18 protein-coding genes, 2 tRNA genes and 3 rRNA genes are annotated in these 24,016 nt (G+C 41.5%); 10 read left to right on the forward strand and 13 right to left on the reverse strand.

The window, feature by feature from the left end; all coding sequences use genetic code 11:
• Positions 1-179: 179 nt before the first annotated feature.
• The 6 genes from rrf to E4635_RS02960 all read right to left on the reverse strand — a co-directional run bounded on the left by rrf (position 180) and on the right by E4635_RS02960 (position 7,356).
• Positions 180-289: ribosomal RNA gene (rrf, locus tag E4635_RS02935) — 5S ribosomal RNA — on the reverse strand.
• Between the two features lie 125 nt (positions 290-414).
• A 23S ribosomal RNA gene (locus tag E4635_RS02940) occupies positions 415-3,295 on the reverse strand.
• A gap of 108 nt (positions 3,296-3,403) precedes the next feature.
• A tRNA-Ala gene (locus E4635_RS02945) sits at positions 3,404-3,477 on the reverse strand.
• An 89-nt stretch (positions 3,478-3,566) separates the two neighbouring features.
• Positions 3,567-3,640 (reverse strand) — tRNA-Ile (locus E4635_RS02950).
• 82 nt (positions 3,641-3,722) lie between these two features.
• Positions 3,723-5,236 (reverse strand): 16S ribosomal RNA (locus tag E4635_RS02955).
• Together the 16S, 23S and 5S rRNA genes with 2 tRNA genes alongside form the textbook arrangement of a ribosomal RNA operon.
• 1,406 nt (positions 5,237-6,642) lie before the next feature.
• Entirely contained in the window at positions 6,643-7,356 is a 714-nt protein-coding gene (locus E4635_RS02960; protein ID WP_135525136.1) for a DUF4294 domain-containing protein, read from the reverse strand.
• Between the two features lie 82 nt (positions 7,357-7,438).
• On the opposite strand from E4635_RS02960, the gene E4635_RS02965 reads away from it, so the two are divergent.
• Positions 7,439-8,527, forward strand: coding sequence for a M42 family metallopeptidase (locus E4635_RS02965; protein WP_135525137.1), 1,089 nt, complete (start codon positions 7,439-7,441; stop codon positions 8,525-8,527).
• Positions 8,528-8,630: 103 nt separating this feature from the next.
• Here E4635_RS02965 and E4635_RS02970 read toward each other — a convergent pair whose 3' ends face one another.
• Positions 8,631-9,263, reverse strand: coding sequence for a hypothetical protein (locus E4635_RS02970; protein WP_135525138.1), 633 nt, complete (start codon positions 9,261-9,263; stop codon positions 8,631-8,633).
• 300 nt (positions 9,264-9,563) lie between these two features.
• On the opposite strand from E4635_RS02970, the gene E4635_RS02975 reads away from it, so the two are divergent.
• A complete protein-coding gene (locus E4635_RS02975; protein WP_135525139.1) occupies positions 9,564-10,031 on the forward strand; it encodes a DUF1801 domain-containing protein in 468 nt (155 codons plus the stop codon).
• Between the two features lie 11 nt (positions 10,032-10,042).
• Entirely contained in the window at positions 10,043-10,582 is a 540-nt protein-coding gene (locus tag E4635_RS02980; protein WP_135525140.1) for an SRPBCC family protein, read from the forward strand.
• 71 nt (positions 10,583-10,653) lie between these two features.
• On the opposite strand, the gene E4635_RS02985 is transcribed toward E4635_RS02980, so the two are convergent.
• The 4 genes from E4635_RS02985 to E4635_RS03000 form a co-directional block, all read right to left on the reverse strand.
• Positions 10,654-11,031 (reverse strand): ankyrin repeat domain-containing protein, encoded by a 378-nt coding sequence (locus E4635_RS02985; protein WP_135525141.1) that lies wholly within the window; start codon positions 11,029-11,031, stop codon positions 10,654-10,656.
• A 180-nt stretch (positions 11,032-11,211) separates the two neighbouring features.
• A complete protein-coding gene (locus E4635_RS02990; RefSeq protein ID WP_135525142.1) occupies positions 11,212-12,159 on the reverse strand; it encodes a phosphoribosylaminoimidazolesuccinocarboxamide synthase in 948 nt (315 codons plus the stop codon).
• Between the two features lie 70 nt (positions 12,160-12,229).
• Entirely contained in the window at positions 12,230-12,682 is a 453-nt protein-coding gene (locus tag E4635_RS02995) for a hypothetical protein (RefSeq protein WP_135525143.1), read from the reverse strand.
• Positions 12,683-12,740: 58 nt separating this feature from the next.
• Complete coding sequence (locus E4635_RS03000; protein ID WP_135525144.1) at positions 12,741-13,691, reverse strand: PhoH family protein; 951 nt, start codon at positions 13,689-13,691, stop codon at positions 12,741-12,743.
• A gap of 95 nt (positions 13,692-13,786) precedes the next feature.
• Here E4635_RS03000 and E4635_RS03005 point away from each other — a divergent pair, with 95 nt between their 5' ends.
• From E4635_RS03005 to dnaN, 5 genes are all read left to right on the forward strand, one after another.
• A complete protein-coding gene (locus E4635_RS03005; RefSeq protein ID WP_135525145.1) occupies positions 13,787-14,614 on the forward strand; it encodes an SAM hydrolase/SAM-dependent halogenase family protein in 828 nt (275 codons plus the stop codon).
• A 51-nt stretch (positions 14,615-14,665) separates the two neighbouring features.
• The gene (locus E4635_RS03010; protein ID WP_135525146.1) at positions 14,666-14,962 is read left to right on the forward strand and encodes a putative quinol monooxygenase; all 297 of its coding nucleotides are present in this window, start codon (positions 14,666-14,668) and stop codon (positions 14,960-14,962) included.
• Between the two features lie 29 nt (positions 14,963-14,991).
• A complete protein-coding gene (gene gldF, locus E4635_RS03015) occupies positions 14,992-15,723 on the forward strand; it encodes a gliding motility-associated ABC transporter permease subunit GldF (protein WP_135525147.1) in 732 nt (243 codons plus the stop codon).
• Entirely contained in the window at positions 15,723-17,405 is a 1,683-nt protein-coding gene (gene gldG / locus E4635_RS03020; protein WP_135525148.1) for a gliding motility-associated ABC transporter substrate-binding protein GldG, read from the forward strand. The genes gldF and gldG overlap by 1 nt, the downstream gene beginning before the upstream one ends.
• Positions 17,406-17,506: 101 nt before the next feature.
• Entirely contained in the window at positions 17,507-18,625 is a 1,119-nt protein-coding gene (gene dnaN, locus E4635_RS03025) for a DNA polymerase III subunit beta (RefSeq protein ID WP_135525149.1), read from the forward strand.
• A gap of 57 nt (positions 18,626-18,682) precedes the next feature.
• On the opposite strand, the gene E4635_RS03030 is transcribed toward dnaN, so the two are convergent.
• Complete coding sequence (locus E4635_RS03030; protein ID WP_135525150.1) at positions 18,683-19,066, reverse strand: response regulator; 384 nt, start codon at positions 19,064-19,066, stop codon at positions 18,683-18,685.
• On the reverse strand, positions 19,063-21,888 hold the full coding sequence (locus tag E4635_RS03035) for a PAS domain-containing protein (RefSeq protein WP_135525151.1): 2,826 nt from the start codon (positions 21,886-21,888) through the stop codon (positions 19,063-19,065). The genes E4635_RS03030 and E4635_RS03035 overlap by 4 nt, the downstream gene beginning before the upstream one ends.
• A 135-nt stretch (positions 21,889-22,023) precedes the next feature.
• Here E4635_RS03035 and E4635_RS03040 point away from each other — a divergent pair, with 135 nt between their 5' ends.
• Together E4635_RS03040 and E4635_RS03045 are read left to right on the forward strand one after the other, a co-directional pair.
• Positions 22,024-23,370, forward strand: coding sequence for a DEAD/DEAH box helicase (locus tag E4635_RS03040; protein ID WP_135525152.1), 1,347 nt, complete (start codon positions 22,024-22,026; stop codon positions 23,368-23,370).
• Between the two features lie 45 nt (positions 23,371-23,415).
• A complete protein-coding gene (locus E4635_RS03045; protein WP_135525153.1) occupies positions 23,416-23,925 on the forward strand; it encodes a PaaI family thioesterase in 510 nt (169 codons plus the stop codon).
• The last annotated feature ends 91 nt before the right edge of the window (positions 23,926-24,016 follow it).

The raw sequence follows: 24,016 nt of genomic DNA on the forward strand, positions 1-24,016 counted from the left end.
AAAGGTATTTTTGCTTTGAAAAGTATCTAAAACAAAAAAGTCCTTCACGTAAAGTGAAGGACTTTCTAAAGAAAGATTTGATATTAAGAGGAGGACTGCCTGTGGCAGTCAGGTACGCGAACTTTAGTTCGCTTAAACCAAACAAAAAAGTCCTTCACTTACGTGAAGGACTTTCTAAAGAAAGGCAGCGACATACTCTCCCACAGGATTGCAGTACCATCTGCGCAGGCGGGCTTAACTTCTCTGTTCGAGATGGGAAGAGGTGAGCCCCGCCGCAATAACCACCTTAAGTTTTAAGTCATTCCCTGCTATGGCAGGATAGGACTACAGCATTCGCTGTAAATATCTTAACATACTGAGATAAAAATCATATTTTAGAAAGTTTGCTGCCCCGTCCGAAGACGGGACAAGCGTGTACATAAGCTTACGGGTTATTAGTACTACTCGACTATGACATTACTGCCTTTACATCTATAGCCTATCAACGTGGTCATCTTCCACGACCCTTAAAAGAAATCTCATCTTGTGGTGGGTTTCGCGCTTATATGCTTTCAGCGCTTATCCCTTCCCAACGTAGCTACTCTGCAGTGCTCCTGGCGGAACAACAGATACACCAGAGGTTAGTCCAATTCGGTCCTCTCGTACTAGAATCAGATCCACTCAAATTTCTTGCGCCCACAGTAGATAGAGACCGAACTGTCTCACGACGTTCTGAACCCAGCTCGCGTGCCACTTTAATGGGCGAACAGCCCAACCCTTGGGACCTTCTCCAGCCCCAGGATGTGACGAGCCGACATCGAGGTGCCAAACCCCCCCGTCGATATGAGCTCTTGGGGGAGATCAGCCTGTTATCCCCGGCGTACCTTTTATCCTTTGAGCGATGGCCCTTCCATGCGGAACCACCGGATCACTATGCTCTACTTTCGTACCTGATCGACCTGTATGTCTCTCAGTCAAGCTCCCTTATGCCATTGCACTCTACGCACGGTTACCAAGCGTGCTGAGGGAACCTTTAGAAGCCTCCGTTACTCTTTTGGAGGCGACCACCCCAGTCAAACTACCCACCAAGCAATGTCCCCCTGATTCAGGGGTTAGACCTCAGATAAGCAAAGGGTGGTATTTCAACAATGACTCCACAACGCCTGGCGACGCCATTTCACAGTCTCCCACCTATCCTACACATCACTTATCCAAGACCAATACTAAGCTATAGTAAAGGTGCACAGGGTCTTTTCGTCCCACTGCGGGTAAACGGCATCTTCACCGTTACTACAATTTCACCGAGCTCATGGCTGAGACAGTGTCCAGATCGTTACACCATTCGTGCAGGTCGGAACTTACCCGACAAGGAATTTCGCTACCTTAGGACCGTTATAGTTACGGCCGCCGTTTACTGGGGCTTCAATTCAATGCTTCTCCGAAGATAACATCTCCTCTTAACCTTCCAGCACCGGGCAGGTGTCAGGCCCTATACTTCATCTTACGATTTTGCAGAGCCCTGTGTTTTTGATAAACAGTCGCCTGGACCTCTTCACTGCGGCCAGCTTGCGCTGGCGACCTTTCTCCCGAAGTTACAGGTCTATTTTGCCTAATTCCTTAGCCATGAATCTCTCGAGCACCTTAGGATTCTCTCCTCGACTACCTGTGTCGGTTTACGGTACGGGTACTTATAATCTAAGTTTAGAGGTTTTTCTTGGAAGCCCTTAGGTACACTATCTCTTTGGCCGAAGCCTCCGAGTACTATCGCATTTCACCAGTCCCAGCGGATTTGCCTACTGAGCCTATAGCTAGGTGCTTTAACGAACTATTCCGTCAGTTCGCGGTACTTTCATCACTCCGTCACCCCATCACAATTATAAGTAGTACGGGAATATTAACCCGTTGGCCATCGACTGTCCCTTTCGGGTTCGCCTTAGGACCCGACTAACCCGCAGCTGATTAGCATAGCTGCGGAAACCTTAGTCTTTCGGTGTGCGGGTTTCTCGCCCGCATTATCGTTACTTATGCCTACATTTTCTTTTCTAACCGGTCCAGCATACCTTACGATACACCTTCAACCCTGTTAGAATGCTCCCCTACCACTTGTATTTACATACAAATCCATAGCTTCGGTAGTATACTTATGCCCGATTATTATCCATGCTCGTCCGCTCGACTAGTGAGCTGTTACGCACTCTTTAAATGAATGGCTGCTTCCAAGCCAACATCCTAGCTGTCGATGCAGACAAACCGCGTTCTTTCAACTTAGCATACATTTGGGGACCTTAGCTGATGGTCTGGGTTCTTTCCCTCTCGGACTTGGACCTTAGCACCCAAGCCCTCACTGTTAGTGAACATTATATAGCATTCGGAGTTTGTCAGGAATTGGTAGGCGGTGAAGCCCCCGCATCCAATCAGTAGCTCTACCTCTATATAACTTTATAACTAACGCTGCACCTAAATGCATTTCGGGGAGTACGAGCTATTTCCGAGTTTGATTGGCCTTTCACCCCTACCCACAGGTCATCCGAAGACTTTTCAACGTCAACCGGTTCGGACCTCCACTATGTGTTACCACAGCTTCATCCTGCCCATGGGTAGATCACACGGTTTCGCGTCTAACACTACTGACTAAAGCGCCCTATTCAGACTCGCTTTCGCTACGGATCCGTGACTTAATCACTTAACCTTGCCAGCAACGTTAACTCGTAGGCTCATTATGCAAAAGGCACGCCGTCACCCCACGAAAGGGCTCCGACCGCTTGTAAGCGTATGGTTTCAGGATCTATTTCACTCCGTTATTCACGGTTCTTTTCACCTTTCCTTCACAGTACTGGTTCACTATCGGTCTCTCAGGAGTATTTAGCCTTAGCGGATGGTCCCGCCAAATTCAGACAGGGTTTCACGTGCCCCGCCCTACTCAGGATACCACTATCCTTATCTTCTCTTACTTATACGGGACTATCACCCTCTATGGTCTACCTTTCCAGGTAGTTCTAATTCAATCCGCAAGAAATGTCGTGGTCCTACAACCCCACAATTGCCGTAACAACTCTGGTTTGGGCTAATCCGCGTTCGCTCGCCACTACTTACGGAATCACTTTTGTTTTCTTCTCCTCCGCCTACTTAGATGTTTCAGTTCAGCGGGTTTGCCCACCTATCGGTGTGACATGTCTTCAACATGCCGGGTTGCCCCATTCGGATATCTACGGATCAATTCGTGTGTGCCAATCCCCGTAGCTTTTCGCAGCTTATCACGTCCTTCTTCGCCTCTGAGAGCCTAGGCATCCCCCATACGCCCTTATTTTGCTTATTGTACTTTCGATTGTTACTATAAATAACAACAATCTGTGTTCTTTCTACTTTTTAAATGTTTTTTTATCTCAATATGTCAATGAACTTTCGTCTTTACCAAAAAGACCAGTGGAGAATAACGGAGTCGAACCGTTGACCTCCTGCGTGCAAGGCAGGCGCTCTAGCCAGCTGAGCTAATCCCCCGTTTTCCAGTGTTTCGTTAACAGTTTTCAGTTAACAGTACTTCAAACGGCCACTCAACCTCCAGAATTTCCTTCTAAAGCTTCAAAAAGTAGTCCCGGGCAGACTCGAACTGCCGACCCCTACATTATCAGTGTAGTACTCTAACCAGCTGAGCTACGAGACTCTGTTTTTTGCTTTAATATTATTTGAATTAACAGCGAGAGTAAAAAAAATCCAAAGCATAACCAAAAGGCGTCATTCTCTAGAAAGGAGGTGTTCCAGCCGCACCTTCCGGTACGGCTACCTTGTTACGACTTAGCCCTAGTTACCAGTTTTACCCTAGGCAGCTCCTTGCGGTCACCGACTTCAGGTACCCCCAGCTTCCATGGCTTGACGGGCGGTGTGTACAAGGCCCGGGAACGTATTCACCGGATCATGGCTGATATCCGATTACTAGCGATTCCAGCTTCACGGAGTCGAGTTGCAGACTCCGATCCGAACTGAGAACGGTTTTGTAGATTCGCTCCTGCTTGCGCAGTGGCTGCTCTCTGTACCGTCCATTGTAGCACGTGTGTAGCCCAAGGCGTAAGGGCCGTGATGATTTGACGTCATCCCCACCTTCCTCACAGTTTGCACTGGCAGTCTTGCTAGAGTTCCCGACTTGACTCGCTGGCAACTAACAACAGGGGTTGCGCTCGTTATAGGACTTAACCTGACACCTCACGGCACGAGCTGACGACAACCATGCAGCACCTTGTAAATTGTCCGAAGAAAAAACTGTTTCCAGTCCTGTCAATCTACATTTAAGCCTTGGTAAGGTTCCTCGCGTATCATCGAATTAAACCACATGCTCCACCGCTTGTGCGGGCCCCCGTCAATTCCTTTGAGTTTCATTCTTGCGAACGTACTCCCCAGGTGGGATACTTATCACTTTCGCTTAGCCACTCAGATTGCTCCGAACAGCTAGTATCCATCGTTTACGGCGTGGACTACCAGGGTATCTAATCCTGTTCGCTACCCACGCTTTCGTCCATCAGCGTCAATCCATTAGTAGTAACCTGCCTTCGCAATTGGTATTCCATGTAATCTCTAAGCATTTCACCGCTACACTACATATTCTAGTTACTTCCTAATAATTCAAGATCTACAGTATCAATGGCCGTTCCATCGTTGAGCGATGGGCTTTCACCACTGACTTATAAACCCGCCTACGGACCCTTTAAACCCAATGATTCCGGATAACGCTTGGATCCTCCGTATTACCGCGGCTGCTGGCACGGAGTTAGCCGATCCTTATTCTTACAGTACCGTCAAGCTCGGACACGTCCGAGTGTTTCTTCCTGTACAAAAGCAGTTTACAATCCATAGGACCGTCATCCTGCACGCGGCATGGCTGGTTCAGGCTTGCGCCCATTGACCAATATTCCTCACTGCTGCCTCCCGTAGGAGTCTGGTCCGTGTCTCAGTACCAGTGTGGGGGATCTCCCTCTCAGGACCCCTACCCATCGTTGCCTTGGTGTGCCGTTACCACACCAACTAGCTAATGGGACGCATGCTCATCTTGTACCGTTGGAACTTTAATAATCAAATGATGCCATTCAATTATACCATGGGGTATTAATCCAAATTTCTCTGGGCTATCCCCCTGTACAAGGTAGATTGCATACGCGTTACGCACCCGTGCGCCGGTCTCATTATCCGAAGATAACTACCCCTCGACTTGCATGTGTTAAGCCTGCCGCTAGCGTTCATCCTGAGCCAGGATCAAACTCTTCATCGTATATTTTTAATATTTTAACGACGCTAGCTTTAATTAAAATCTTACGATTCCTCTTACTCTCTTTTTTATTTGTCTCTAAACATCTCTGTCTAAAAACGGCTGTCAATTCAATATGTCTATGAACGTGTCTTCTTATTTTCTGTCGCCTCTCATTCGATTAGCGGGTGCAAAAGTAGAACTCTTTTTTTTAATTACCAAAACTTTTTGAAACTTTTTTTGAGAAAATTTTCATCCCGTTTTGACCTCATTATTTTTAAAGAACTACCCTACTTGCGGGTGGCAAAGATAAAATCTTTATCCCTTACAATCCAAATCTTTTTTTAACTTTTTTCAAAGTTTTTTTAAACTTGTTTTTTCAGATTTCTTAATGAACTTCTTGCTGATTGCGGGTGCAAAAGTAGCAACTCTTTTTACATTTCCTAACCTTTTTTTCATCTTTTTTTAATCTTTTTTTTACCGCCCTGAAAACCCGAACGTTACAACACAAACTTTTTTAAGCCCAATACCCACAAAACAGCCTTGGCCGCCCAAAACACCACCACAACCACTACTCCATTATCAAAACCGGCCCAAAGAAAAACAGCAAAAACAGCAAAAAAGGCCTTTTTCAAGGTGCAAAGATGCCCTGAAGGCCGTTTGGGAAAGCACAAAAACCGCCCAAAACACCCAAAAACGGATTAGCCCATGAAAAAAGGAGCGGATCCGGACATTAAAAAGCATACCTATTTATATATTAAAGGAGGGAATGAGCGGATGAAGGAATGGGCGAATTAAAAAATCCTCCGTTAATAGAAACTATACTTATATATAAGGAAGAAGATAATGGATGAAAGGAATAGGCGAATTGAAAACATACCTATATATATAGGAGCAGATGGGCGGATGGAAAACATACCTATTATATATAAGGAAGGAATGGGCGGATGAGCGAATGAAGGAATGGGCGAATTAAAAAATCCTCCGTTAATAGAAACTATACTTATATATCAAGGAAGGAGATAATGGACGAATGAAGGAATAAGTGAATTGAAAACATACCTATATATTATAGGAGCAGATGGACGGATGGAAAACATACCTATTATATATAAGGAAGGAATGGGCGAATTAAAAAATCCTCCGTTAATAGAAACTATACTTATATATCAAGGAAGGAGATAATGGATGAAAGGAATAAGCGAATTGAAAACATACCTATATATAAGGAAGGTACAAATCCGCTAATTCGCTAATCAGGCCCGCGTGAGGGATCGAAGAGAAAATCCTTTTGGGGAGGAACGAAACAAAAGATTGCAACGAAGAGCCCGGCCCGATGCATACAAAATACCATTTTAGCAAATCACATGGGAAGGGACACGCCAAAAAAAACAGGGCATAAAAAAAGCACCTTGTGCAGGTGCTTACTATTAGTTTTGATTTTGGGCTTCTTTCTCCCTTGCTTCTTTCATGATCCTAAGCTTTTCACGCCAGACTTTTGCCAGCTCGCTGTAATTCATGTCTATCTTAGCGGCTTGTTTCGGTAAGCGGCCGTCGGTAAAGGCTTTGTACAATATCCCTTCGATCAGGAAATCTTCGGAAACATTATAAGGATCGAACTTTGTTTTGAGGTTGATGTCAAATAAACGGGCGGTGTTGTTGGACCAAAAGGCTTTCCAGCCGCTTTTCAGGTTTTTGATCAAATCAAAAGTAGAGGAACCGGTTTGCCTGTGGATGAGTTTGACCAATATCTGGCCGTCCTTGCGGCTTAGTTTTTTGAGCTGTTCTTCAAATTCGTTGGTCAGGTAGTTTTCGACTATTTTGAAGTATTTCTTTTTATCCCTGTCCGATTTAAGCAGTTTCATTCCGTTGGTCAACGCCGTGAGCCTGTCGGCGGCAATTTTAGCATACGGATACGTTTTCATAACCCTTCTTTGGAGGATCAGGAATTGTTTTCTTTCTTCGGCAGATTTAATATTATACCTATTCGATACATAAACCTCCTCCAATTCTATGGGAATGTTAGCAATAGTGTCGTATCCAACCAGAGGTTTTTCGACTTCAACTGTGTCTTTTTTCACAACTTGGGCACTGGCTGCAAGTCCCATAAAAAAAATAACAATTACTAATTGTATGGATTTCATAGTTAGTTTAAAATTTCATCAAAAATATATAATTATTAATCAACTGTGATGCCAAATTTATAAATTAGCAAAAAAAATTTTTATGGCATCAAAATCGATACTAAACAAAGCCTCACTTACCTTTCTTGAAAACTACCTTAATAATGCTGCACCGACCGGATTTGAACAAGACGGACAAAAACTCTGGATGGATTACCTAAGCCCTTATGTAGATACTTTCCTAACAGATACTTATGGGACTGCAGTCGGAATCATCAATCCTGATGCCCCGTATAAAGTGGTTATTGAAGGGCATGCGGATGAAATTGCCTGGTATGTGAACTATATTACTGACGACGGATTGATTTATGTGATCCGGAATGGCGGTTCAGATCATCAGATTGCCCCTTCCAAGAGAGTGAACATCCATACTAAAAAAGGTATTGTAAAAGGTGTTTTCGGATGGCCGGCGATCCATACCCGCAATAGAGCCAAAGAAGAACAGTCCCGGGTAGACAATATTTTTATTGACTGCGGATGTTCGACCAAGGAAGAAGTGGAGCAATTGGGCATCCATGTGGGCTGCGTCATCACATATCCTGATGAGTTTATGATTCTTAACGGAAATAAATTCGTATGCCGTGCCATTGACAACAGAATGGGTGGTTTCATGATCGCTGAAGTAGCCAGGCTTTTAAAAGAAAACAAAAAGAAACTTCCTTTTGGACTGTATATTGTAAACGCCGTTCAGGAAGAAGTAGGCCTTCGCGGAGCGGAAATGATTACCAAAACCATCCGCCCGAATGTTGCCATTGTAACCGATGTTTGCCATGACACCACCACTCCAATGATCGATAAAAAGATTGAAGGTGACCTGAAAATAGGAAAAGGCCCTGTTATCGCCTATGCGCCGGCAGTCCAAAATAAGCTTCGGGAACTGATCGTAACTACTGCTGAAGAGAAAAAGATCCCTTTTCAGCGCCATGCGTCTTCCCGCGTTACCGGTACCGATACCGACGCTTTCGCCTACAGCAACGGAGGTGTGGCATCGGCATTGATTTCCCTGCCTTTGCGTTATATGCATACTACTGTTGAAATGGTACACCGTGATGATGTGGAACATGTCATCCAATTGATTTACGAATCTTTATTAAGGATAGAAAATAACGAGACATTCTCTTATTTCAAATAATCTGAAAAACAAAAAAGCATCATTATCGATCCATAATGGTGCTTTTTTTCTTCCTTCGGGATGCTATTCCCGCGCCTGTTTCTATTTTTTTCTGAATTTTGATTTATTTTAAGCGTAAGTCGCTTATTTCTTCTGAAAAATGATTTTCCGTAACCGCATTATCCTGGGCGATGATTTCCTCGATGGTTTTTCCGGAAGGGTTGAAAGCAACCGCATCAATCGATACATTTACTGCCTGAGTTTCTTCAGAAAGGTTATTTTCAGTAACCGCATTATCCTGGGCGATGATTTCCTCGATGGTTTTTCCGGAAGGGTTGAAAGCAACCGCATCAATCGATACATTTACTGCCGGAGTTTCTTCAGAAAGATTATTTCCCGTAACCGCATTATCCTGGGCGATGATTTCTTCTATCGTGGTTTGGATTCTCGCCGGAAGGTCATTTTCGGCAACTTCAGAAAAATATATTTTACTTTTTTTATTCTTTAGCGGCACTACCCTTTCAATGCGTATGGAAGGAATACCGGTTGTGTAAAGCAAGTTTTTTGGAGCAGTGCTACTGTCAGGCATTTTAAAATCTGAAGAAAGTGTTTCGTTGTTTTTTGATTTTAATACAGATTGAACCGTATCCGGAGTATCGCCAGATGCTTTTTTTCCTTCTTTTGAACCAAATGACGCTCCGCCCACATAGGCGATAATGACTAAGGCAATTGCTAAATTAAGTGCTAGATTTTTCATGATGATTGATTTTTAATTGTTATTGTTTGTTTGTTTTTTTTATGAGGACATTAAAATCATATAATAATATCTTATGCAAAGATACAACCAAAAGAAGGTATCTTGTTTTGCATAGTACTAAAATTAACACTTATTTAACAGAAAAAGACAAAGATGAAACTGAATTAAGATTACTGAATTAATCATTAATTACTTTAAAATCAATACAAAACAACTTAAAACAGCTTTTTTACAAAAAATACATCACAAAATGACACATTGCTTTTTTTTCTTATATTTACGTTAAAATCTTATTCCAAAATGCAGTCACAAGCAAAAACAATTGCCGAATACCTAAACGAACTTCCGGAAGATCGTAAAAACGCATTTGGCAAACTCCGGGAAAGCATCCTGGAGAATCTTCCCCAAGGCTTTGAAGAATGTATGAGTTATGGAATGATCGGTTATGTTGTCCCGCATTCTTTATATCCCAACGGATATCATTGTGACCCGAAATTGCCCTTGCCGTTCGCAGCAATTGCTTCGCAGAAAAATTTCATCGCTTTGTATCATATGGGAATGTATTCGGATGCTAAAATCCTGGATTGGTTTACGGCCGAATTTCCAAAACACAGCAAATACAAATTAGACATGGGCAAATCTTGCATACGGTTCAAGAAATGGGATTCGATCCCTTTTGACCTGATCGCCGAACTGATGCGGAAAATTTCTGTGCAAGACTGCATCAACAATTACGAATCCGGATTGAAAAAAACAAAATCAACCTAAAATCAAATACTATGAAAATCGTTAAAAAAATCGTTTTAGCATTAGTTGTGCTGATCGTTCTGGCGGCAATTGCCGGTTTGTTTATGAAAAAGGACTTTGCAATTGAGCGGGAAATTGTCATCAACCAACCGAAAGACAGTGTATTTAAGTTTCTGAAATTTGTAAAGAACCAGGATCAATTCAGTGTCTGGAACAAATTGGACCCAAACATGAAAAAAACCTATACCGGAACTGACGGAACTGTCGGCTTCATCTATGCGTGGGAAAGCCAAAATAAAAATGTAGGCTCGGGAGAACAGGAAATTAAAAAAATCACTGAAGGAGAAAAAATAGATTTAGAATTGCGTTTCAAAGTACCTATGGAATCAAAAAACAATGCCTATCTCGTAACCGAAGCGGTTTCCCCAACACAAACCAAAGTAAAATGGGGCTTTGCGGGTGAAATGCCTTATCCTTGGAATGTTATGGCGCCTTTTATGGGGATGGATGAGATGATTGGAAAAGACCTTCAAGGAGGCCTTGATAACCTTAAAGTTATTTTAGAGAAATAATAGTTTTCATCATATTGCATAAAAAAACCGCCTTGTTTGAGCAAGGCGGTTTTTGTTTTTCTTCTTCTTAATTATGCTTTTTTGTTTCTAAGCAACGCCATAGTATCGGTAGCGTTTGACATTTCAGCATATTTTGCAGCTGTCAAGCCTCTTTCGTCTTTAGCATCTATCCTTGCTCCTTTTTCAAGCAATAATGTCACGATTTCCGCTTTGTTGTAACGTGCGGCAAGCATCAAAGGAGTTAATCCTTCTGAAGATTCATTCACATCTGCTCCATACTCGATGAATTTCTTAACGGTTTCAAGATCCCCTTTAATGATAGCAGAACATAATGGTGTTGGTTTGAAAACAACTTCAATGCTGTTTTGAACTGAAAGATTTGAATTGGATGCAAAAGATACATTTGCAAAAGCGACTAACGCTAAACCTAAAATGATTGTTTTTTTCATGATGATTTATTTATTTGATTAATGATTACCTAGTAGACGCACTCTGATTTGTTTCGTTACAGGAAAAACCGATTATAACATATCTTTAACATTTCCCTTTTCGGATGCCTTCTTAAAACGTTGCAAAGAACAAAAAAACCACGCAATGCGTGGTTAGTATAACTTTAAAATTGGGTTATTTTATCTGTTTAGGAAAGCCAGGACGTTTTGTTCGATCCGGTCATGGATATTGGATATATCGGCCTTTACGAAAGCCTCTCCCAAAATATTTTCAAACAATTCGATATAACGATCCGAAACCGAAGCGATATATTCTTCCGACATTTCCGGGATCTCCTGCCCTTCTTTTCCTTGGAATCCATTGGAAATCAGCCACTGGCGTACAAATTCTTTCGATAATTGTTTTTGGTCCTCACCCCTGTCCTGTCTTTCCTGATATCCATCAGCATAAAAATAGCGGGAAGAATCCGGCGTATGGATTTCGTCAATCAGGACAATTTTCCCTTCTTTGGTTTTACCGAACTCGTATTTGGTATCCACAAGGATCAAACCTCTGGAAGCCGCTATTTCCGTTCCTCTTTGAAACAAATCCCTGGTATATTTTTCCAAAACAAGGTAATCTTCTTCCGAAACAATGCCTTTGGCTAGGATATCTTCTCTTGAAATGTCTTCATCATGCTCGCCATTGTCCGCTTTCGTGGAAGGTGTGATAATCGGCACCGGAAATTTATCATTTTCCTTTAAACCTTCTGCCATGGCCACACCACAGAGTATTCTTTTCCCTAAGGCATATTCGCGTGCGGCATGCCCTGAAAGGTAACCTCGGATAACCATTTCCACTTTGAAAGGCTCGCATAAATGACCTACGGCTACATTAGGATCAGGAGTGGCAATCAACCAATTTGGGACGATGTCCTGTGTCAGTTCCATGAATTTAGTGGCAATCTGGTTCAGGATCTGGCCTTTATAAGGTATTCCTTTCGGCATTACGACATCAAAAGCAGAAAGCCTGTCGGTAGCAACCATGACCAAAAGATCATCATTGATATTGTATACTTCTCTTACTTTGCCGTGGTAAACCGATTTTTGTCCGGGGAAATCAAAATGCGTAGTTGTAATCGTGTTCATTGTTGTGTTGTTGTTTGTTTTGGTTCCAAACCGCAAAGATACAAAGTTACACAGGAAAATTAAACAGAATTTACCTTTTCCGTTTATCTATTATTTCAGACAATATAGGAATCCCTTTGCTTTCTATTTTCCGGATTGTTTCCGAATCTTCAACATTACTTTCATTAAGGAAAATGATCTTGGCTTCGTTTGCTGAAATTTCAATGCTTTTGATTTTTGACAGAGGGATTTTGTACCGATTCCCTAAATCCCTTTTCATATAGAGGAAAGCCCCGAAAGCAAGTAAAATAAGCCCTAAAGGAATTGCTCCCGTTTGAGACCGGGAAATGATCAGTGCCATTAAACAAATAACCAACAAAAAATAGATATAGATTTTGACGTTTTTTGCATTATTCTTCCTAATTGTTTTTGAAGATTTTTCTTCGATCGTTAGGGTTTCAGACCAATTTCCCGAATTGGTTAAAAATAAATCCTGATTATTTATATTGACATAACCATGTTCATACTTGAAGTATTCTTTCATTGTTTTCTTTTATTTCCTGCGGATGACATTTCTGTATTCCGCTGAAAACCTTACTGCTTTAATCGTTGTTTTCAATCTGTTTATAGGCATCGATTACTTTTTTAACCAACCTGTGGCGGACAATGTCCTTGTCGTCCAGGTAAATAATACCTATTCCATCTACATCTTTTAAAACCAAAATCGCTTCCTTCAACCCAGAAATTGTCCTTCTTGGCAAATCTACCTGGCCGGGATCGCCGGTAATCATGAATTTGGCATTTTTCCCCATCCGTGTCAAAAACATCTTCATTTGGGAATGGGTCGTGTTCTGCGCTTCGTCCAATATTACAAAAGCATTGTCCAGCGTACGCCCTCTCATAAAAGCCAATGGCGCTATTTGTATGATGCCTTTTAGTATATAATCCTCAAGGGTTTGCGGCGGAAGCATGTCGCGTAATGCATCGTATAACGGCTGCATGTAAGGATCCAGTTTTTCTTTCATATCTCCTGGCAGGAAGCCCAGGTTTTCACCTGCTTCCACAGCTGGTCGCGTGAGGATGATTCGTTTTACCTGCTTCTCTTTCAATGCTTTGACAGCCATGGCAACCCCTGTATAGGTTTTACCGGTACCGGCTGGCCCGACAGCAAAAACCATATCGTTTTTGGTCATCATTTCGACCAATAACTGTTGGTTGGGTGTCATCGCCTTAATCAGTTTCCCGCCAATGCCGTGCACCAGGATTTTATCATGGTCGGCCATGCGTTCCTCTTCTCTCGAATCGCTTAAGATTACCCTGTCTATCACATTGGAATCGATATTATTGTAACGCGTGAAATGCAGCATCAGCCTGTTGAAGCGTTTTTCGAACTCGTCAAGCTCTTCTTTTTCCCCAAAAGCCTTCAAAGTTGTCCCTCTCGCCACAATTTTCAATTTGGGATAGTACTTTTTGATCGTTTCAAGATGAGTATCTTGCGCGCCCCAAAATTCTTTCGGAGCAATATCTATTAATTCTATGATACGTTCGTTCAAAAGCCGGAAGTTTTTAATTAAAAATAAATTCGTTTTGTTTCTCTCAAATCTACTAAATTTACCGAAACATTTCAGGAATAGTTATAAACAAAATAATGTCAATAATTACACTTACCACCGATTTTGGCTTGAAAGATCACTTTGTAGGTGCGCTTAAAGGAAAGATAATTTCAGAATATCCTGAAGTTCAAATCATTGACATTTCACACGATGTAGATTTATTTAATATTTCGGAAGCCAGTTATATCATCAATGCTTCCTATGCCGCGTTTCCTAAAAAAACGGTCCACATTATTGGCGTAGACAGCGAACGTACTTACGAAAGCAAGCATATTGCCGTGCAATGGAACGATCATTATTTTATTTGTGCCGATAATGGCATTTTGAGCATCCTGACCCAAAAGATCGTACCGCAAAAGATGGTCGAGATCAACATCCATGACCGTTTGACGGAAGGTTCCGCGGCTATGGACGTATTTGTCAAGGTAGGCTGCCATTTGGCAAAAGGCGGTGCCTTGAGTGTTATCGGTAAGGAAATCGAGCAGATAAAAGTCGTGAACGAACTCCAGGCTGTCGCCGCTTCCGACCTGAACAGCATAAAAGGCTATGTGGTTTACATTGACCATTACGGGAACTGCGTTACTAATATTTCGAGGAAAATGTTTGCAGATATAGGCAAAAACAGATCGTTTGAGATTAAATTCGGCACTAAAAACATTAAAAAAATACATGCCGGCTATTCTGACTTTAAAGTATCAGAAAAATACACGCTGAAAGATTACGAAGGCGAAAAACTGGCCCTTTTCAATGAAGCGGGTTTCCTGGAAATTGCCATTTACAAAAGCAACCCGCAAACCGTCGGCTCTGCCAAATCGTTATTGGGGCTGAAATACAGGGATGTGGTTTCGGTGGTATTTGATTAGATTTGCAACGGTTTTAAATACGGAACACTTTAGATATAAAAATAATACAGAATGTTTGTACGCATAGTAAAATTAAGTTTTCACGAAGAGAATATCCCAGCTTTCCTGGAAAATTTCGAGCAAATGAAAGAGAAAATCCGGGGCGCTGCGGGAAACCGTTTCCTGGAATTATACCAGGACAAGGACAATCCCTGCATTTTTTTTACGTACAGTTATTGGGAAACCGAACAGGATCTGGAAAATTACAGGAATTCAGAATTGTTTTATGACGTCTGGACCTTTACCAAAAAGCTTTTTAACGACAAACCAGAAGCCTGGAGTGTAGATAAATTAGTAAGTTTGCATTAAAATTCTATCCTAAAACGAATACACAATACATGAAAGCCATACTTTTTAAAGAATTCCGTTCCTTTTTCGGTTCGCCGATAGGCTATTTGGTCATTGCCATATTCCTGTTGCTAAGCGGCCTTTTCCTATGGGTTTTTGAAGGGGACTATAACATTCTCAATTCCGGATTTTCCGACATGACCCCGTTTTTTACCATAGCGCCATGGATCATGCTCTTCCTGATTCCTGCTGTAACGATGCGCAGTTTTTCGGATGAAAAAAAACAAGGGACCATGGAACTGCTGCTGACCAAACCGCTATCGCTTTGGGAGATCGTAAACGGAAAATTCCTGGGGGCTTTTTTATTGCTACTTATCGCCATTATACCAACATTGGTTTATGTAAAAGTGATTTACGATTTGGGGCTGCCGGAAGGAAATATCGATTTCGGGAGTACGCTCGGGTCCTACTTCGGGCTGATGTTTTTGATGGCTTCCTATACTTCTATCGGGATTTGGGCCTCGACCCTTTCCGATAACCAGATCGTAGCATTCATCGTTTCGGTCTTTTTATGTTTTGTATTGTATTTCGGATTCCAGGGCATTTCAAATTATCCTGTTTTTGGCGATTACGGAAATACAATCGCCTCATTAGGAATGGATTATCATTTTAAAAGCATGAGCCGTGGTGTTATCGATACACGAGATGTCCTTTATTTTGTGAGCATAACCGTCTTATTTTTATCCTTAACTGTCTACAAATTAAAATCATATAAATTGTAATGGTACCTATCCAAAAAAAGAGTTTAAAAAATTTGTGGCTAACCATTGCCTGTTTATTGGTCCTTAATGGGATCGGGAGCCAGTTTTTCCATCGCTTCGACCTAACGCATGACAAACGTTATACCTTGTCTGAAACGTCTCTGAACATTATCAAAAATGCAAAAGAGCCTTTGTATATCGATGTTTTCCTGGAAGGTAATTTCCCTGCTGAATTCAAGCGCCTGCAAACCGAAACCAAGCAAATCCTGGAGGAGTACAAAGCGTACAACCCTAATATCATTTACCAATTTGTCAATCCGCTGGAAAATCCGGAAGAAGCCGATGCCGTGATGAAATCATTCCTGCAGCGTGGCATGACCCCTGTAAATGTCACCGTTGACGACAAAGGGAAACAATCCAAAGAAGTGGTTTTCCCCTGGGCAATCGCCACCTATAAAAACAAAAGTACCAAACTGCCTTTGCTAAAGAACCGTTTGGGTGCTTCAACCGAGCAGAAAGTGGTAAGTTCGGTACAACACCTCGAATACGCACTTACAGATGCTTTTTATAAAATTACGACAGAAAAGAAAAAGAAAATTGCCGTCATTAAAGGGAACGGCGAACTGGAAGATATTTTAAAAGCCGATTTTTTAACCACTATCCGCGACAGTTATTACATTGCACCTTTTACGTTGGATTCTGTGGCAAAAAACCCTGTCAAAACGCTAAAACAGTTGGAAAGCTATGATTTGGCCCTGATTACCAAACCAAAAGAAACTTTTTCAGACCAGGAAAAACAGGTGCTGGACCAGTTTATCATCAATGGTGGGAAAACACTTTGGCTGGTGGAAACCGTAAACGTAGATATGGAAAACCTGAACCAGACCGGAAACACATTGGCCTTTCCTATGGATTTGGGATTGAATGATATGTTTTTCAAATATGGTTTCAGGATCAACCCCGACATTATCAAGGATATGTACGCCACTCCTATTGCGCTGGCTTCCGGAAACAGAGGGAACGAAACGCAATACCAAAACTATTTCTGGTTTTACGCGCCTTATATTTCTCCAAACGGGAAACATCCAATCGTAAACAACCTTGACGGCCTTAAACTTGATTTTTCCAATTCTATCGATACCCTCAAAAACGGAATCAAAAAGACAATATTGCTGCAAACTTCCCCTTATTCCAAAAAAGTCGGAGCTCCTGTAGAAGTCGATCTTAAGATGGTTAACGAAAAACCCCAGCCGGAAGATTTTCCGGAAGGCGGGAATATCCCAGTGAGTGTTTTACTGGAAGGGAAATTCTCTTCCGTCTTTGAAAACAGGGTGCTTCCGTTTAAGGACAATGGCTTCAAAACCAAAGGAAAAGCAACCAAAATGATCGTCGTATCGGATGGCGATATCATCAAAAACCAACTGGACAAAGAAGGGCAGCCTCTCGAACTGGGCTTTGACAAATGGACCAACCAGATGTATTCCAACAAAGAATTCCTGATGAACTGTGTCAATTACCTGCTGGATGACAACGGACTTATTAACATTCGAAGCAAAGAAGTTGATTTACCATTGCTGGACAAGGAAAAAGTATACGAAAATTACACCTATACACAATTTCTAACTATTGGGCTGCCATTGGTGTTACTGCTGATTTTTGGCGTAGCGGTCACTTACTTAAGGAAAAGACAATTCGGTCGATAGTTGTTGATAAAATTGTTTTTAATACTGATTAGTTTACGATATATTTGTAAAATATAAAAAATGTCTTCAAAATTTGAGACACAAGATTTAAAAATACGATGATGAAATTTATAGTATCAAGTTCCTATTTATTAAAACAATTACAAGTTTTAGGAAGTGTTATCAACAGCAGCAATACCCTGCCTATTTTAGATAATTTTTTATTCGAATTAAAACAAAACCAACTTTTAGTTTCCGCTTCAGACCTGGAAACGACAATGTCTGCGTCGCTTTCGATTGATTCGACAAGTGAAGGAAGTGTTGCCGTTCCTGCCAAATTATTACTGGAAATCCTAAAAACGTTCCCGGAACAGCCGCTGACTTTTACCATTGAAGAAAACAATACGATAGAAATCAGCTCACAATCAGGAAAATACGCCCTGGCTTATGCCCCTGGAGAAGAATTCCCTAAATCGGTAAGCCTTGAGGAACCTTCCAAAACGATTGTTCCTGCCGAAGTATTGGCTACCGCAGTCAGCAAAACCATATTTGCTGCCGGAAACGATGATTTGCGTCCGGTAATGTCTGGTGTGTTCTTCCAATTTTCTCCGGAAGGCCTTATTTTTGTAGCTACCGATGCCCATAAACTGGTAAAATATGCCCGAACCGATGTAAAGGCTTCTGAAGTTGCTGATTTTATCATGCCAAGAAAACCGTTGAACATCCTTAAAGGGATTTTAGGGGCTTCAGATGCGGAAGTGACCATTGAATACAATGATGCAAACGCCACTTTCTCTTTTGACAATTACATCCTGACCTGCCGATTGATTGACGGGAAATACCCGAATTACGAAGCGGTTATCCCGAAAGAAAACCCGAATAAATTAATGATCGACAGAACGCAGTTTTTAAGTTCCGTACGTCGTGTGGCCATTTTCTCGAATAAGACTACCCATCAGATCCGATTAAAAATTGCCGGGACCGAACTGAACATTTCCGCGGAAGACATCGATTACTCCAACAAAGCGGAAGAGCGTTTGACCTGTGATTACCAGGGAGACGATATGCAGATCGGTTTCAATTCCCGTTTCCTGACGGAAATGCTAACCAACCTTCAGTCTGATATGATCATGCTTGAAATGTCCATGCCCAACAGAGCCGGTATTTTGACTCCTGTTGATGGCCTTGACGAAGGGGAAACCGTTACCATGCTTGTTATGCCGGTAATGCTTAACAATTAATACGTTTAAACCAAACCTTTATATTCAAAACCATCTGGCAACAGGTGGTTTTTGTTTTTAAAAATAATCCAGGAGCCTGTCGAGTTTTTCCTTATTGATCGGTTTGGAAATAAAATCCTTTACTGTCGAGAATAACTTGGATTTTTCGATATCGTTCGCATCAATCGAAGAAGTCATGATGAAGACATTAAAATGGTCTTTATTGGGCATGGCTTCGAGTTTTTCCAAAAACTGCCAGCCGTCAAGCACCGGCATGTTGATATCCAAGAGGATTACATTGGGGATATTCCCTTCAGAATTTGTCAGCGTTTCCAACAAATCCTTACCATTCTTAAATTCGAGGACTCTGTTGAAATTTTCGTTTTTGGCTAATAATTTCATCAATACGAAAATAAAAATATTGTCATCATCCAAAATGTACGTCAGGTCGATCTTTTTCATATAAAATACAAATTAAAGGTGGTTCCTACTCCTACCTCGCTTTCCACATCGATACTTCCACCCATAGATTCGATATGGTTTTTCATCATAAACAAGCCCAATCCTACCGCATCAGGATTTCCGTGAAACGTTTTGTACATCCCGAAAATCTTGTCTTTATTAGTTTCCAGGTCAATGCCCAAGCCGTTATCCTGGACACTTAGCTTGATTTCTTCCGCTATTTTCCCTGCCTTGATTTTGATTACCGGGTCTCTCTCCGGTGATTTGTATTTGATGGCATTGGTCAGTAAATTAAAAATAATACTTTCCAGGTACGATTGTGTCCCTTCGATTTCGAGATGGTCTTCTATATTGATTTTCAACCGGACTTTATTGGTTTTTATAATGGCATTGATCCCTAAAATTGCTTTTTCTATCTCTTTTTTGAGGTTCAGCCGGACTTTTTTTCCTTTTTCGCCGCTTTGAATGGCCACGGTCTCATTCAGGAAAAAAATCGTATCCGAAAGCTTGTCGGTACTTTGCTTGAGCATGCTGAAATATTCCTTCTGTTCTTGCGGATCTGTGGTTTCTTCGAATAAATCAAGGATCATCGATAAATTACTGGTATGGGAACGGATGTCATGCGATACGATATGGGTAAAATTGATCAGTTTCTCATTCTGTTTTTCAGTAATTTGAAAAAGCCTGTTTTTCTCTTTCTCCGCTTCTTTCCTGGCCGAAATATCACGGGTCACGACAATATATTTCGAATATTTCCCATTTTCATCATAAATAACATTGGCAGAATCTTCCCTCCAATGGTATTCTCCGTCCGAAGCCCTGAACCGGAACTCGTATTTGAACTCTTTCAGATGCCTGGCCAGGCATTCCTGTATAAAAGGCTGTACCGTAACAATATCATCGGGATGGAACCTGCTGTACACATCTTCAGGTGTGAAATTCAGGTACACTTCTTTGGGATAGTTGAGTAATTTGACGTACGACGGGGAAACATAGGAAAGTTTGCCGTTTTCGATGACCAAAACACCATCGGAAGTATTTTCGGTAATGAGCCTCAATTGCTGTTCGCTTTCAATAAGCTGCCTTTCGGTTTTTTTCCTTTCGGTGATATCCCTGGAGATGAGGATGTATTTTGAATACATGCCGTCGGGTTTGTAAATCACATTTGCCGAATCTTCCCGCCATTGGTACTCGCCGTCACTTCCCTTGAAACGGTATTCATAGCTGAAATTCTGTTTTTGTTTGCCCAAATTGCTGTAAATGATGATCCTAAGCCGTTCCCTGTCTTCCGGATGGACCAATGAAAAGATATTTTCCAGGCTCAAATTCTGCATGTATTCTTCCGAATAGCCGGAAAATTTAGAATAGGCCGGGGAAACATACGTCATCGCGTTGGATTCGAATACCAGTATCCCATCAGAAGTATTTTCGGCAATGAATTTGAGTTTTTCCTGGTTTTCATTGAGCTTGATTTCCGCTTGCTTCCTGCTGTCTTCTTCCAATGCCAGGCTTAAATAATCGGCCAGCGCCCGGGCAAAAGAAATATCGTTCTCGCTCCAAACCCTTGGATTATCACGGTGTTCGCAACATAAAACCCCATAGAATTTCCCATTGGCCCTAATGGGCACATCGAGCATATCTGTAACACCAAGAGGCCTTAAATAATTGTCAATCAATTCAATGGTATCCTGGTCGGTGTACATTTCATCTGTCGTGAAGGCTGTTTTATTGTTCAAGGCGGAAATATATTTGGGTATCGTCCTGACATCCAATATTGCATCACTGGAATGGACCTCTTCAATCTTATCAAACAGGTTTTTACAGATTAATTCCTCGTTTTTTATTTCCCAGAAACTGGCCCTGTCTATGGTAAGCCCTTTAGCAGCCAGAATGGTGACTTCCTTGATTTTGTTTTCCAGGGCATTGTCCATCACGTTGGAATACAATTTGATGAGCAGCTGGTTTTGCAGGTCTATGGATTCCTGTTTCTTTATGCTTTCGATTTTTTCGATTTTTTCCTGGGTAATGTCCCTGGCAATGGTGATCGCCCTGAAAGCCTTACCGGAAGCATCATAATGAATGTTCATGATGTCTTCCCTCCATTTGTATTCCCCTTTGCCGGTAAGGCACCTGAAAATATACTTAACGGAAGGCTGTTTGTTTTCGGCGGCACCGTAAATAGCCCCTTTTACCATCTCCAAATCGTCCGGATGGACCATACAGAACATATCTTTTTTATGGCTTTGCTGCTTTTGCTCTTCGGAGAGGTCCATCATTTTCAAATACGCCTTAGAGGCAAATACCAGTTGGTCATTTTCAATAATGTAAATTCCGTCTGAAATATTTTCCGAAATAAATTTAAACCGGTTCTGGCTTTCCTGAAGTGTTTTCTCGAATTTGTTTTTCTTGGAAATTTTGGCTCCGGAAGCATCTTTAAACCAGTTCTTCTCTAAAACTCCAAGTACCCTTAAAATTTCTTTCTCCTGATTCCTGATATAAAAAAGGTTCGCAGTGGCCTTGATGGTAATTTTTTGGGAATTCTCAAGCGTTATTTCTTTTTTCGATGGATTCCCCTGAAGGGTATCGTTTGGTGCAAGGGTGAATTTCAATCTTGATTTCCAAGTGGTTAGATCATTTTCAGGCGGTTCGCTTTTAAAACCCAGTTTTTTCAAAACGGAACCGGAAATCCACAAATGTTCCTGGTTTACATAATCCCAAACAAAAAAATACTTTCCGTTTGAGGTGATTATTTTTCCAAACAATTCTTCATCTCCTTTAAGATGTTGATAAAAATCGTCTTTTAAATAATTCGAATTACCCATTAAAACCAATCTTTTTCAAAAATTACCGTCCAATATAACTTTTAAATGAGTTAAAAGCTATTTTTTTCGACGAACGGTGCTTTATAATTGATAAATGTTAACTTTAAACAATACCTTTGCAGAAAATTATTACCAATGGCATCATTTGAGCAATTTAATCTTCCAAAATCCGTTCAGAAAGCGTTAGCCGATTTAGGGCTGACCACTCCTACTCCAATTCAGGAAAAATCATTTTCTGTAATTATGTCGGGGCATGATATGATGGGGATAGCTCAAACCGGTACAGGAAAGACATTTGCGTACTTATTGCCTATTCTGAAACAATATAAATTTGCCGATACCTTTAATCCCAGGATTATGATTTTGGTCCCAACCCGGGAACTTGTGGTACAGGTGGTGGAAGAAGTCGAAAAACTGACAAAATACATGTCAGTCAGAACGTTGGGAATTTACGGTGGTGTTAATATCAATACGCAGAAAAACCATGTATACCAAGGGATTGATGTACTTGTTGGAACTCCCGGCCGTGTTATGGACCTGGCATTGGATGGTGTATTAGGGCTGCAGGAAGTGCAGAAATTAGTGATCGATGAGTTTGACGAGATGCTCAACCTGGGTTTTAGGCCGCAATTGACTTCCATCCTGGCTATGTTAAAACCGAAACGCCAAAATATCTTGTTTTCAGCTACCATGACCGATGAAGTGGATGAAATCCTGAACGACTATTTCGATTTTCCGGAAGAAGTTTCGCTGGCGGCATCCGGTGCTCCATTGGAAAAAATAGAACAATTATCCTATCACGTCCCTAATTTCAATACGAAAATAAATGTATTGAAGCATTTGCTGCTTACCGATGATTCCTTGTCCCGCATCCTGGTGTTTGTAAACAACAAGAAAATCGCAGACATGCTCCATGAGCGGATCGAGGCGGATTTCCCGGAGCAATTCGGGGTTATCCATTCCAATAAATCGCAAAATTATCGTTTACAATCTATGGCTTCGTTCCAGAACGGGGATTTGAGAGGGCTTATTACTTCCGATGTGATGGCCCGTGGATTGGACATTTCAAATATTTCCCATGTCATCAACTTCGAAATGGCCGAAAGCCCGGAACAATACATCCACCGTATCGGGCGGACCGGGCGTGCCGATGCTTCGGGGATTGCCATCAGTTTCATCGCTCCCCGCGAAGAAGATATCAAAGTGGAAGCCGAATTGCTGATGAACAAAGAAATCACGATACTTGAATTTCCGGCTGAAGTGGAAATTTCCAAAACCCTCATCGGCCCTGAAAAAGAAAAAGAGAAAGTTAAATTTCTACTTAAAAAAGTAAAGCTGGAAGGCCAGGGAAATACCCATGAAAAATCGGCAAAGAATAAAAAAGTGAATTTGGGAGGGCCTTCTAAAACCAAGAAAAAAACATCCAGTTCTGTCAATAGGAATATCCTGAAAAGCAGGGCTGCCAAGAAAAAGAAAAAATAATCCGTTAACGGAAGCCTCTTATTCTCCTAAAAACATGCAATCCTGATGTATCAAGCTGCAGCAAAAATAGCAAGGAAATTCCTCAAAGAATCCACTTTGCTCAAAATCGGTTTTAACCTTTCCCCAATGTACCGCCGCAGTACCGCCCGTGTCACATATGTTTCGGATGACCTGAAAAGTGTACGGATCAAGATTCCGATAAGTTATAAAAACCGCAATTATATCGGTTCCATATTTGGCGGAAGCCTGTTTTCTGCCGTAGATCCCATCCCGATGATTCAACTGATGTACCTTTTTAAGGAAGACTATATCGTTTGGGACAAAAGTGCGCACATCCGTTTCAAACGCCCGGCCCGTGAAGATGTCTATGCCTCTTTCGAATTTACAACTGCAGAAATCGAAGACATTCGAAACAAAGTACAGGAAAACAAAGAAACCGAATATCCAAAAACAACCTTTATTACCAACAAAACGGGTGATATTGTATATTGTGAAGTCGTAAAAACGATTTATATTGCAGACAAGGAATTTTATAAAAAGAAGCGAAAAAAATAATCCCACACATAAGCTGAAAATAGTATCTTTGACAAATGAAATTCACTGAACTATGCTAAAATACAGTCATGTGAAGTAAACTTTTCCGAAT

Source organism: Flavobacterium humi (genome assembly GCF_004745595.1).
In the GTDB taxonomy this organism is placed as follows: domain Bacteria; phylum Bacteroidota; class Bacteroidia; order Flavobacteriales; family Flavobacteriaceae; genus Flavobacterium; species Flavobacterium humi.